Below are 13,600 nucleotides of genomic sequence, written 5' to 3'. Positions count from 1 at the left end.
GTAAGATGCTCACGTCCCATGGCGTGGGCTCACTTATTCGTGGTAAGGTACCGCCAGTACCCCGATAACGATAAGCTGAGTTCCATGCCATTTTTTATGCCTATTATTTAGGCAAAACTCGCTTCATTTCTTAGCACTGCCTCTTCTTTTTCAGCCTCGCAATATCATTAACTGTTGAATTAGTTTGTTTGGAAACGCACTGCCTGAGTCGGGCTGCAACTGGCAATGGCAGTGTACTTTCCTTTATAATTAAAAAAATTTCGCAATTATTGAAATAAAAAAAGGGGACGTAAAAAATTTCACTTGTAATAATCATATTAATCGAAAGGCAAGAATTAACTAACTAAAACAAGAAATACTGTTTAACTAAAAAAAAATCCATTTTATCTATAAAATGCATTTATATTTTTGAATTTATACTTCTGGTGCTTACTTCTAAAAGTCTTTCTAAAAGTAATAACAAATCACGCATCATTAATTTAATATTTGGATCATAAAGTACAACAACAACTATTAAACAAAGTACATAGGTAAATTAATTCCTCTGAAGTAATAAAAAATAGAGATTTATGCATAAGAATTATCGTAATTAATCAAATAAAAAAGGCCCTCTAACTCTTCTTGGTGGACGAATAGAGGACCAAAGCAAACTAAACCGAAGTCTCATTTAACCAATTCAAAAGTATGAAAAAAAAATCATTTTTGGAGTTTTGGACAATAACGCAACTGTCCAAACTGTACTGCATCCTCTTCCTGTGCTTCATAACAGGACTGAATGCTCAAACACGATCTATAAAAGGTAAAATCACCGTTGATACTATTATAGTTCCCGGCGTAACCATAAAGGTTAAAAACAAGCCAATAACAGCATTTTCAGATGAAAATGGAAATTATTCAATACTAGCAGCGGAGAATGATGTTTTGGTTTTTTCCTATTTAGGCTATAAAACGATTCAAATTGAAGTTGCAGATCAAGCAACTATCAATGTAAAATTGACTGAAGACGCAACTACTTTAAAAGAAATCGTTATAAATGCCGGTTATTATTCTATTAAAGAAAAAGAGCAAACCGGTAGCATTGCAAGGATGACTGCAAAAGACATCGACAAGCAACCTGTCACAAATGTACTAGCTGCAATGCAAGGAAGATTGGCAGGTGTCAATATCATTCAAGATGGGGGAACTCCAGGTGGTGGTTTCCAAATTAAAATTAGAGGTCGCAACAGTATTCGTCTTGATGGGAATGAACCATTATACATTATTGATGGAGTTCCCTATTCAAACGAGTCCATAGGAAGTGCGAACACATCAACGGCATTACCAAGCCAAGCCAGCCCGCTCAACAGTATTAACCCCAATGATATAGAAAGCATCGAAGTATTAAAAGATGCCGATGCGACTGCAATTTACGGTTCAAGGGGAGCAAATGGTGTGGTCTTAATTACCCGAAAAAAAGGAAAATCAGGTAAAACAAACATTTCAGTAACTGCCTCAACAGCCGTTGGTTCAGCGACTAAATTTGTAAATTTGATGAATACGCAGCAGTATCTGTCGATGCGTAAACAAGCATTTATCAATGATGGAATTCCAATATCGGATACCGATTATGATGTAAATGGAGCTTGGGATCAAACTCGATATACCAATTGGCAAAAGGAATTATTAGGCGGTTCCGCAACAATTAATGACTTTAGAACCAGTATTTCTGGTGGTAGTGAAACAACACAATTCTTGATCAGTGGGAACTACAGAACCGAGGGAACAGTCCTTCCGGGAGATTTCAGGTACATTAAAGGAGGGATTCTTACCTCAATAAACCACACTTCTTTGGATAAGAAATTCAAAATCTCTTTTTCGGGAAATTACACGGCACAAGATAATCTACAAGCAGCGACAGATTTGACATTAACAGCGCGTTATTTGGCACCAAACGCTCCCGCACTCTACGATTCAAATGGAAATCTGAATTGGGAAAATGATACCTTCGAAAATCCTTTGGCACCCCTAAAAAGCACCTACCGCGCTAACACCAATGACTTAGTAGTCAACAGTGTGTTGTCTTATGAACTAATTCCAGGTTTAGAAATAAAATCAAATTTTGGTTTTACCGATTTAAAAACCAAGGAAGTTAGAACGATACCATCCACCATTTACAATCCCGTTTACGAAGTTGGGAGTGACAATTCCTTAATGTACTTAAACCTTACCAGCAGACAATCATGGATTATAGAGCCACAATTAAGAGGTTTCAAAACTTTTGGAAACCACAAATTTGATGTACTACTGGGGATGACAAGTCAACAGCAACGTACAGAACGCCTATTTCAATCGGGTATTGGTTTTGCAAACAACAATCTGATTAACAACTTAGCCTCTGCAATTACAAAAAACATAACCAATAGCGATACCTTTTTATACCGTTATCAAGCTTTTTTTAGTCGCATCAATTACAGTTACAACGAAAAATACTTTTTAAACTTTACAGGTCGTCGGGATGGTTCCAGCCGATTTGGACCAGGCAAACAATATGCTAATTTTGGAGCTATTGGTGTGGCATGGATTTTTAGCAAAGAAAAATTCAATCCAGCAAATAGTAAAATGAATTTTGGAAAACTCCGTTTTAGTTATGGAACTACGGGCAATGATCAAATTGGAGATTATCAGTTTCATGATACCTACGGTACAACTGGTGCTAATTATCAGGGCATAATTGGGTTACAACCTACACGACTTTATAATGCCGATTTTGGATGGGAAACCAATCGTAAACTAGAATTAGCTTTAGAAACTGGTTTTTTTAAAGACAGAATTTTTAGCACGCTAGCATTTTATAGGAATCGTTCGTCAGATCAATTGGTGGGTATTCCTATGCCAGCTACAACAGGTTTCTTGTCATTATATGCAAATCTTGATGCTACCGTTGAAAATTCAGGTTTTGAATTTTCCGTAAGAACCCTAAATATTGATTCAAACTCTTTTAAATGGTCAACGAACTTCAATGTGGCCGTTGCAAAAAATAAACTACTTTCTTTCCCGAATCTTTCAGGTTCCACTTTTGCAAATCGGTATGTGATTGGACAATCCATTGATATTGTAAAATTATACCAAAGCAAAGGGGTTAATCCACAAACAGGATTATACGATTTTGAAGATTTAAATGGGGATGGAAGCATAACAGCAGGCGACAAGCAAATTAGCAAGGACTTATCTCCTAAATATTTTGGAGGCATCCAAAACCAATTAGACTATAGAAATTGGCAATTGGATTTTTTATTGCAGTTCGTAAAAAGAGACAATTACGATTACATTTCAAATGTTCCGGGAGGAAGTCAAGTAAACCAAAGCAACACTAGTAGTGACGCTAGGCAGCAAATTGGGAATCAAAGCAGTTCGCAACTGCACACTACGGGACTAAATGGTGCAGCGGTAAGCACTTATTATAGGTACATAGAAAGTGATGCCGTAATTACAGACGGCTCTTTCATCAGACTAAAAAATATTTCACTTTCCTATGATATTCCGTTACAAGCGACCACTAATGTAACATGCAAACTTTTTATTCAAGGTCAAAACCTACTGACATTTACATCCTACAAAGCAGGTGATCCCGAGTTTAAGTTCTCAGGATTCCTCCCTCCTCTAAAAGTGATCAGTGGCGGAATGACATTAAACTTTTAATCCTCAAAAAATAGTAATATGAAAAATTTACAATTTATATCGGTACTAACAAAGCCATTTCAGGTGTATCGCATTCTTTTGGTTTTGACACTGATACTGTCTTCAAGTTCCTGTAGTGATTTTGTAGAGGTTCCATTACCGAATTCTCAGCTTACAGGAACTACAGTTTTTGAAAGTGAATTGACAGCAAATGCAGCAATGGCACAAATCTATGCACAACTTCGTGACGGCGGCATCCTATCTGGATTACCTACTGGTACATCTGTTAGAATGGGCTTATACGCTGATGAATTACAAGATTATACCAACTCTACAATTTCCCTACCTATTTACAACAATGCGCTTACGGCTGACAATGCTACTGTGGCGTCACTTTGGACTTCAAGCTATAGTCAAATATATAATGCAAATTCGGTTATTCAAGGTGTTGAAAATTCGACAGGGTTACCTATTGCGGTTAAAAATAGAGTTTCGGGTGAAGCACTATTTGTTCGTGCTCTAGTGCATTTTTATTTGTTGCAAATTTATGGTAGCATCCCCTATATTACAGGAACCAATTATGAAATTAATAGAAAAGTTACTCGCAGTTCTGCTGATGAAGTATATACAGAAATCGCGAAGGATTTGGAAAGTGCCAGTACTAGATTGCCTGAAAACTATAGTTCTTCGGATCGTGTCAAACCCAATAAAATGGTGGCCAAAGCTATGTTGGCCAGAGTATATTTATACAGGAATAAAAATACAGAAGCAGCAAATGAAGCAACTACTGTTATTAATAGTCCGCTTTATGCTTGGGAAACGGATTTAAACAAAATTTTTCTAAGAAATAGTAAAACTACTATTTGGCAATTAGCATCAGCAACTGCGGTACGAAACAGTAATGAAGGTACAACTTTTATTTTCATATCAGGACCACCACCAGTTTGTGCGCTTCGTACCGATTTTATGAATGCATTTGAAACAGGCGACCAACGCAAAGTGAATTGGACAAAGTCAGTTACTACCGGATTAAATACTTGGTACCATCCTAATAAATACAAACTACGTACTGCAACAACAAGTTCGCAGGAATATTCTATTGTGTTGCGCTTAGCAGAACAATATTTGATTAGAGCCGAGGCAAGAGCCAAACAAGGCGATATAGCGGGTGCAAAAGAAGATTTAAATAAGATAAGGACGACCGCTGGTTTATCAATAATTACATCATCTATCACTTCTGAAATTTTGTCTGAAATTCAAAAACAACGAAGATTTGAGTTTTTTACGGAACATGGGCATCGCTTTTTTGATTTAAAGCGCAGTGGAAGAGTCGATGGAATACTATCTGTTTCAAAACCAGGCTGGAACAGTTCAGATATTTTGTGGCCTATTCCAGAGCTAGAATTGAACGCAAATCCAAATTTACAACCACAAAACACAGGATATTAAAGTTATGAAGCTATTAAAAAACAATAATACTATCGCTTTCAGTTATTCTTGTAAAAAAACAATTTTAACATTTTGGATAGTATTATCCTGCTCTATTTACGGGCAGGATAAATCCAAAAAGAATATTGCTGCAGCAGAGTATGAAAGATGGGGCAAATTAGAAAATAGAGCTATTTCCCAGAAAGGAAACTGGATATCATTTGATATGCAGTACAGCAATGGTTCAGATACACTCTTTGTAAAACATACGCAGAAAAATATTGGATTTAGTTTTCCACTGGGAACACAAGGCAAATTTGGCGGTGAAATTGCATTTGGTGCCTTTCAAGGTGATAAAGTAAAAGTAACCAACTTAGAAAGTAGTGAAAGTTCTGTTATAGCGAATAGTGCTGCTTTTGAATTTGCAAATAGTGGGAAAATTATTGTGAGCTATTCCAATGATGGAGAATTAATGGTAAGAACCATAAAAAACAAAGAAATCATCCGTGTTCCAAATGTAACAGAATACCAATTAGACCAGCTTAATAATATCCTGACTTATCTCATTAACAATAATGGGGAAAGTAGTTTTGGAACAATAAATCTTGGGACAAACCAAAAAACAGAATATCACACAACGCAAAACAAATTATCTGGTCTGACATTAGCAGAATATGGAAAAGGTGTTTTTTGGCTCGAAGAGGGCATCAACGGGAAATATACAAAACTGAACTTCTACAAAACCCAAGATAAAAGTATTCAAACCTTTGAACCAAAATCATTCTTAAATTTTCCAGAAAAGCACGAAATTGTTACCACAAAGTCTTTCAAAATTTCAAGTGATGGTAAAAGGGTGTTTTTTGGAATCGCAAAAGTCAAAGAAGGGGCAACACCAAAAAAAGACGAAGTCGAGGTTTGGGATACAGAAGATTTATGGATTTATCCAAAAGCAAGTAGGGAAAATCTTGAGGGGTACTCCACTTTATCGGTTTGGTTTATTGAAGAAAAGCGCTGGAATAAGATTACAAGTAAAGAACTTCCTTTTGTACAGCTTAACGGCAGTAAATCAGTTGCATTACTTTACAATCCAACTGCATATGCACCTCATTTTAAGCGCTATGGTGAGGTCGACTATTTCTTGTACAATCTGGCTGATGGCACCAAAAAGCTATTTTTAGAAAAGCAACCTGGCGAAAATTACTTATTGTCTTTTTCTCCAAATGGAGCGTACATTTGCTATTTTAAAGATAAAAATTGGTGGCTGTATAATATAAAAACACAATCTACAGTGTCAATTGTGCCACATACAGGTTCCGAATGGGTTTCAAATGATTTAAAGTATATAACAAGACCACATGTTTTTGGAATGAAAGGCTGGAGTAATAAGGGAGAATACCTTTTGTTACAAGACGAATTCGATGTCTATCAATTTCACATCAAAACAAATAAACTAGAACGCATTACAAACGGTCGAGAAAGTGGTACTTATTTCACTGTAGATGGTGCGAACATCAAGCAAATAGGAAATGATAATTACAATGGTTGGGCTCTTACTGAAATTAATGCGACTAATAATTTAATCGTTTCATCAAGAAATGCGACTACCAAAGCACAACAATTCAAATTAGTTTCTACATCCAGCACTTTAATTCCAGTAGCAAACAATGATACAAAATCAGATGAATTACGTAGAGCTAATAATGAAGTCTATGTATATAGAGAACAATCACATAATGAGTCTCCAAGAATTGTATCATTTAAAAACGGTGTAAATAAGGTTCTATTTGAAAGTAATACCCATGATAAAAACTTTAGTCAAGGAAAGGTAGATCTAATTTCATTTTCAAATTCAAAAAGAGATAAACTCCAGGGTTTATTATATTATCCAGTAAATTATGAAGCAGGTAAAAAGTATCCGATGATTATCAATGTGTATTCGCAAATCACTAACGCACTACACGAATATTGTATTCCAACATTATACAACGATACCGGTTTTAATGTAAAACATTTTGTGCAACAGAATTATTTTGTACTAATGCCTGATATGAAATATTATGAAGGAGAAACCGGAAATAGTGCACTGGATTGTGTTGTTGCTGCAACCAATGCAGTTGTAAAAACAGGAATGATCGATACTAAGCATGTTGGCTTAATAGGGCATTCTTTCGGAGGTTATGAAACAAATTACATTATTACAAAATCGAATATTTTTGCAGCTGCAGTATCGGGTGCAGCAATTTCAGATATGGTAAGTTGGTATTTTAGTAACTCAAAAAGTCTCAATATCCCAGAATTATGGCGAAGTGAATCGCAACAATGGAGAATAGGAAAATCTATTTTTGAAGACAAAGAGTTGTACCTAAAAAATTCACCAATACTTTATGCAAATAATGTTACTACACCTTTACTATCTTGGGTGGGTAAAATGGAGACTAATTTACCCTACGAACAGAGTTTACTTTTTTATAATGCATTGAGGAGAGCCAAGAAAAAGAATATTTTATTGGTATATCCAAAAGATCAGCATGTAATTGTAATAAATGAGAATAAAATGGACCTTACAAAACGAATTACAGATTGGTTTGACCAATATTTAAAGGAATAAATTAATTAAGTGCAGTTTGAAAAAACTGCACTTATTCGTTAATCTACGGATTAACAGTTCTAAAAAGCGGCGTAGAACAAGTCGTTTCACTATCTTTATCGAATACTTGTGAAGAACCACTCATACAGAAAGCATTTCCAGTAACATCGCAATCTACGTTTACTAGTCTACAACTGGAAGGGAGTGGTGAATGGATGTAACCATCAATAATTGCCGTAGCCGTTTGGCTTTCTTTAGCCTTACTAGTGGTTACAGCAGCAGCACTAGCCAATGAGAATGCTACCATTGGAAGCACCATCAATTTTAAAAAATCTGTTTTCATAATAAAAATTTAATAATTATTATTTTGATCTACTCTTTTCTACAGGTTTTCGATCTTACCCCTGATACTGGCCAGTATATCTTTAATTTTATTTTTTTAGTTGCGTTAAAATTGGGGCTCCAAAAGTATATTTTACAATTTGATGTCCTACGATTGCATACAAGGCCTTTTCGGTTATCAATAAATCACTCATTTTCATTTTATATTCGTGGTAGATGTAGAAACTGAATAAATAAATTTTATTCGTAATATCATAAACATCAATTACAGAAACATAGTTCCAATTTTTTTTACTTTCATAACGACCACGAAGCCCTGATTGATTAAACAAAAGTTCATCAAAGGCAGCACTTCTTAAATTAACAGTATAAGGCGGAGCTGTAAGTTTACTATCCCCTGATTTTTTGACTCTGACTACTTTTAATTTAGCTTTGGTAGTAGTATCAATATTCGAAACGCGATGGACAAGTTGCAAAGCTGTATCGGCTACAATAAATTGATTCCGATAGAAATAAATGTAAACGATTTTCTTTAAACCCTCACTATAAGTCAGGGTTCCTTCCGTATCAAAAATACCGTCTATTTGTTTTTGTAATTAGTGCTTTTGCTTTCTAATTTTTAAAGAATCATCTAAAGCTATGGTGCCCAATATATTTTCGTAAGTACCTAATTGTTGCCCTCTAAATACACAAAGAGTAGAATCAATTGGTTGTAATGTAGTAAAGTAAGGTTTTTTGGTAACTCAAATGGTAGCTTTCCAATCAGAAACTAAACCTCGATAAATGATAGGAATAGAGCCATCATAAAGAAAAAAATGAGCATCCTCAATTTTTGTTTTAACTGCTCTAAAAGGTAAAGGATCAGGAATAAGTTGAATAGAATATTGTTTTTTATGTCGTAATGTGCTGTCAAACTCAATGATAGTTAAAGGAGAAATGCTACTTCCTAAATAGATCTTTCCTTTAGAGTGGCCGGCAAAGTAAAATCCATAATTATTTAAGTTTTTTCTTAAAGTCCTTGATGCAACGTTAGGAGTAAATCGACGAATAAATGGATTTTGCTTATGCATAGTATCCTCTGACGATAGAAATAAAAAAACAACGAAAACCACACTTGATACTACTATTACTAAAAGTGTGATAATCCCTTTTTTGTGGAATTGACAAAGCATAAGTCCACAACTACCTATGACGATGAAAAAAAGGTTGAAAATCAAGTGTTCAGTCCATCCTAACTTTTCTAAAATTCCACCACAAGAGCATGGAATAAACGAACTAAAATTCAAAATCAAAATAATATATGTAGTAAAAACAGTCATTAAGCCCACTGATAAATAGAGGGCCTTTATTCGACTTACTCTCAGAGATAAAGCAAGTACTAGTCCCAATTCCGCAAAAATTACAAGAAAAGAGATAGAAGCAGCATAAGCACTTAAAAGTGGAGACTGGCCTAATTGATTTTGAAAGTTTTCAAAATCAATTAGTTTACTGATTGCAGCATACGTAAACAAACTGATATACAGGAAGCAGACCATCTCTAAAAATACATTTTGTAATTTAATATTCAGTTTCATAGTACTTTTTATTTAAAGCAAAATTCTGAATTATAAAATGACTATAGTTGTCTTTTTGGGAGTAAGAGATGACTGAAACGGATAACTTTAATCCTCAACTGACGAAATAAAACCAACTTCATTTCGCTTTAATTCGTTGGGAGAAAAACCAAATTGTTTTTTAAATGATTTTGAAAAATTTGGATAATTATTAAAACCATTCATGACAGAGATATTTTTTAACGGTATTCCAGTATGTTCAATCATAAAGAAAGCTCTTTTGAGACGCTCTTGATTATAAAACTGATAAATACTAGTCTTAAAAAAATGGCGAAAACCATCTTTTAATTTATGTTCATTAGTACCAAATTTAGAAGAAAGCACCCTTAAGGAAGGAAGGGGTTCTTCAAGGTGTGCTAAAATATAATCATAAAGTTTTTGAATCAATAATGCATCTGCCTTTCGAGTTTTATTATGTTTCTCGTTTTCATTCCCATACAGTAAAGGGCTATAAAGATCTTGACGCGCAGGAGCAATCAGATTTATTATAATTTCCGAACGATTAAATAACCGTACAATGCTACTGGCAACCGAAATAGGTAAATGTTCTTTAGGTGTAAAATCTAATATAATGGTTGTAGGCAAAGTACTATTTGCATCAACTACTTCTTGAAATTGTTCAAAAGAGGCTGTAGTAATAATATCCGTCAAAGATAGGTTTATCAGGTCAGATTCGGAATGACCCAAAAAGGTAGTAACTTCCGATGTAAAGCTCTTGATTATAAAAGAGAAATCTAAAACAAATGTGCTTAGAGCTGTAAATTGAAATGTCTTATGTGTATTAACGTAACCAGTTTGAAAAACCGACTCTTTCATTTCTTCTGCTACCATATTAATTAAAACAACTAGCGTTTGCAGTTCTTCATCATTGGAACTTAAAGGAATACGCATGTTGAAATTACCACGTGCCATCTCAAATAACATTTGATGAATTGTAACAATACGCTCCTCGTTATATAATTTATTCATAAGATTCAACTTTTAATTTTTTATCTTACACTAAACGCTAAACAAACCCTTTTAGATAAATTAAAGCGTCATCTTCTTTAGTGAAAATTTGAGTGGGTACAGAAGGCTTACTAATCTCTACATAAAAAGTACTAATAATTAAGGAAACTTTTTCATGTACAATTAGTGCTACTGCTTGCGTCAAAATAGAGCCCGACTGTGCTAAATGATCTCTTCCAGCTTTCTCAGTAGCTACAACACCTCTAATGTCACATAAAATTGGATAAGTAAATTCGTTTTGAAAATGAATTCTATCGGTTACAACGCTCTGGGCCACCCTTAAATCAATAATAGTATTAGGTTTATATTCAAAAAAGAGAATGCCCCCAGAGATCCAAAATCTGGCAAAATCATTCTCATAAAAATCATGTGCTGCAATCATGTTTTATGGATTTAAATTTTCTAATTTAACAAAAGTATAAACATCTATTAATAAGACACTTGCCAATTTGGGATTATTTGTTGCAATTTGGATGTTTTAGTTGTCAATTCGGGACTATGACTTGTTATATTGGGAGTTTTGAGGCTTTAGATGAAATAACTTTCAATTTTTATAATGAATTTTAGATATCTTATTTTTAATACAACTTAAACAATTTGAAAATGGCAAATATCAAGCACAATAATTATATTGACACAGTCCATGAGGTTTTATCAGGACCAAAAAAAGAAGGAGTACTACATCTATATGCAGAAGACAAAAAATTGACAGGTAGGACAATACAAATTAAAGGAAAGGAAATGTTTCATTTTGGAACAACCGGTTACTTGGGACTCGAACAAGATATTCGGATGAAAGAGGCCGCAATAGCAGCCATAAACAATTATTGTACACAGTTCCCAATTTCAAAGTCATATATTTCACATCCGCTGTACAGTGAACTAGAGCCAAAAATTGAATTAGTGTATGATATACCTCCTATAATTACAATGAACAGTACATTAGCATAAAAAACTGTTTTTCCAAAATTGTTAAGATATGGAGATTCCGTTATAATGGATGATCAAGTTCATAGGAGTGTACAAAAAGACTGTCAGTTTTAATGATAAGGGAAATTTTAGTGGAAATGATGCGACATAGCAATTTGGAAATGTCAGAAGATAAAATCAAACAATTAAATACCAAATGAATTAAAGCCTGATATTTGGCTGATGGAGTATATTCCATGTTTGGGGATTATGCATCTACCATAGAACTAATAGGTTTGGATTATAAATAGGTAAAAGAATACCAGCTGTATAGGCAACTGTTCTTTCAAACCATAAAGAGAGCTAATCATTTGCAACATCAAAAAATAGATTTTTGAGTGTCACCCTGATTTGAAAAAATGAAAAGAGGGGCTAGGATATTAGCAAAAGTATTCTATGTTCAGGCAAGAGATAATTACGTGATGGAACTTATGAATACTTTGTAAAATGATTACAAATCAATTGCCAAATGAAGAAAGATATTGACAACTAATATTTAAATAGATGTTTGAAAAAGCGATTGAATCATTTAATGCTGTCTGTAATGAAATATACAAATAAATTAATTATCAATTATTATGATTATGGAGTCTACTTACAAGGATGCTCTTTATAGAGTACTGAAAAAAGAACAAGAAATTAGTTTGGAATCAGTTCATGTTATTAATGAATCCTATCGGATGATAATTTTTCTTCAGGATTTACTTTCTGATATGAAAAAACGTATGTTGAATCATCAATTTATAAATGAAAATGAAGAAATTGAGTTTTTCAGAATCATAAAACCGCAAGTACTAGGTAAATTAATCTATTACAACAAGGTGTACAGAATAGAAACCTCTTGTCCGGTGAGTACAGGAAAGATGTACAATAAGTATTTTTCCCATGAATTACAACAGCTAAAGCAGGAATATAAGCACAATATCTGTAATTCTGATTTTTACCGGTATTATCGCTCTGGACGAACAGATAAAGATCACGAGTTTTTTAAATTAGGAAAAATAAATTTTAATATGGGACTTAACAGTTTTATCTTTGAGATTGATACCCAATTTTCTACATATTATGATTACAAAGTTTCCCGTATAATAGCGGATGAACTGCTTTATAACTATTTAATTATAAAAATAAATCCTGTAGATAAGTTAGGTATCGAATTAAAGAGTGCCGAATCTACCAAAGATTTTTTTTGGACTGAATCCAAAAATGCACTGATAGAATTAATTTACGCCCTTTACGCATCAGGAGCAATTTCTAATGGAAAAGTCGGAATCCGTAAAATTACTTTAGTTTTTCAACTGTTATTTCGTGTCCAATTGGGAGATATCCATCATGCATTTCATAGGATGAAAGACCGCGCAGGTAATCGCACTTTATTTTTAGACCAGCTAAAATCTTCTTTAGATCATTACATGGATAAAGATTTATAAAAAATATCAAAAGATACTTCTGCTTGTCCAGTAGTTTTACTATTGGCTTAAAGTCAATTAGTTCATATAGTGGTGAAATTATCAAATTATATTTAATGCTCCCAATCAAATTTACCGAATTTAAACAACCACTTAGGAACTGTGCTGTAACTATGATTATTGTATCCTTGAGTTACCTCAGAAACTGGTACATATCTTTCCTCCTTTTATTTTATATAATTTAAAAGACATGGTGCATTTCTTTGGTATATGTTGTGGTAACGGTTCAGTTAATCTCCTGTAATAAAGATAAATTTTATGCATCCTTATTTCAAGACTGGACATTCAAAGTATTACATAAACAGTGTTTCTCTACGCTGCTTTTTTTTGCCCATAATTACCAATTGGTAAAACCGTATTCCATTTTTCATTAAGTCCTGAATGTCCTGTGAATTTTGACTATTAGCTCATGTAGCTTGCTATAGTGTTATTAATTGAATTACTAAAAAAATGTTTTTCAATTGGTTGTTCTTGGCAGAATTTTACTTAAATCATTTACAAATTTGCACTAGATCAGTAAGTAAGTG

The 13,600-nt window shown here is 33.7% G+C and carries 10 protein-coding genes; 5 read left to right on the top strand and 5 right to left on the bottom strand.

Features of this window, described 5'->3' with window-relative positions:
* Window positions 1-684 precede the first annotated feature (684 nt).
* Genes H603_RS0102670 through H603_RS0102660 form a run of 3 tightly spaced genes read left to right on the top strand, consistent with a single transcriptional unit; the run spans window position 685 to window position 7,693 of the window.
* A complete protein-coding gene (locus H603_RS0102670) occupies window positions 685-3,678 on the top strand; it encodes a SusC/RagA family TonB-linked outer membrane protein (RefSeq protein ID WP_084157705.1) in 2,994 nt (997 codons plus the stop codon).
* 18 nt (window positions 3,679-3,696) lie between these two features.
* A complete protein-coding gene (locus H603_RS0102665) occupies window positions 3,697-5,106 on the top strand; it encodes a RagB/SusD family nutrient uptake outer membrane protein (protein ID WP_026707130.1) in 1,410 nt (469 codons plus the stop codon).
* A gap of 4 nt (window positions 5,107-5,110) precedes the next feature.
* Window positions 5,111-7,693 (top strand): S9 family peptidase, encoded by a 2,583-nt coding sequence (locus tag H603_RS0102660; protein ID WP_026707129.1) that lies wholly within the window; start codon window positions 5,111-5,113, stop codon window positions 7,691-7,693.
* 43 nt (window positions 7,694-7,736) lie between these two features.
* Here H603_RS0102660 and H603_RS0102655 read toward each other — a convergent pair whose 3' ends face one another.
* The 5 genes from H603_RS0102655 to H603_RS0102640 form a co-directional block, all read right to left on the bottom strand.
* Entirely contained in the window at window positions 7,737-8,015 is a 279-nt protein-coding gene (locus tag H603_RS0102655; protein WP_026707128.1) for a DUF6520 family protein, read from the bottom strand.
* An 88-nt stretch (window positions 8,016-8,103) separates the two neighbouring features.
* Window positions 8,104-8,490, bottom strand: coding sequence for a hypothetical protein (locus H603_RS17025; RefSeq protein WP_051219106.1), 387 nt, complete (start codon window positions 8,488-8,490; stop codon window positions 8,104-8,106).
* Between the two features lie 267 nt (window positions 8,491-8,757).
* Window positions 8,758-9,588 carry a MauE/DoxX family redox-associated membrane protein gene (locus H603_RS17020; RefSeq protein ID WP_051219104.1) on the bottom strand — a complete coding sequence of 277 codons (831 nt, stop codon included), beginning with the start codon at window positions 9,586-9,588 and terminating at the stop codon, window positions 8,758-8,760.
* Between the two features lie 87 nt (window positions 9,589-9,675).
* Entirely contained in the window at window positions 9,676-10,596 is a 921-nt protein-coding gene (locus H603_RS0102645; RefSeq protein ID WP_026707127.1) for a helix-turn-helix domain-containing protein, read from the bottom strand.
* 37 nt (window positions 10,597-10,633) lie between these two features.
* Window positions 10,634-11,017, bottom strand: coding sequence for a DUF7793 family protein (locus tag H603_RS0102640; protein ID WP_026707126.1), 384 nt, complete (start codon window positions 11,015-11,017; stop codon window positions 10,634-10,636).
* A gap of 221 nt (window positions 11,018-11,238) precedes the next feature.
* On the opposite strand from H603_RS0102640, the gene H603_RS17590 reads away from it, so the two are divergent.
* Together H603_RS17590 and H603_RS0102630 are read left to right on the top strand one after the other, a co-directional pair.
* Window positions 11,239-11,586, top strand: a complete 348-nt coding sequence (locus tag H603_RS17590) for a hypothetical protein (protein ID WP_026707125.1) — start codon at window positions 11,239-11,241, stop codon at window positions 11,584-11,586.
* A 602-nt stretch (window positions 11,587-12,188) separates the two neighbouring features.
* Window positions 12,189-13,034 carry an RteC domain-containing protein gene (locus H603_RS0102630; protein ID WP_026707124.1) on the top strand — a complete coding sequence of 282 codons (846 nt, stop codon included), beginning with the start codon at window positions 12,189-12,191 and terminating at the stop codon, window positions 13,032-13,034.
* Window positions 13,035-13,600: the final 566 nt, after the last annotated feature.

The sequence above is a fragment of the Flavobacterium frigidarium DSM 17623 genome (genome assembly GCF_000425505.1).
Taxonomy (GTDB): Bacteria; Bacteroidota; Bacteroidia; order Flavobacteriales; family Flavobacteriaceae; genus Flavobacterium; species Flavobacterium frigidarium.
Note: the sequence above shows the minus strand (reverse complement) of the source record. Positions and strands in the feature narration are given on the sequence as shown.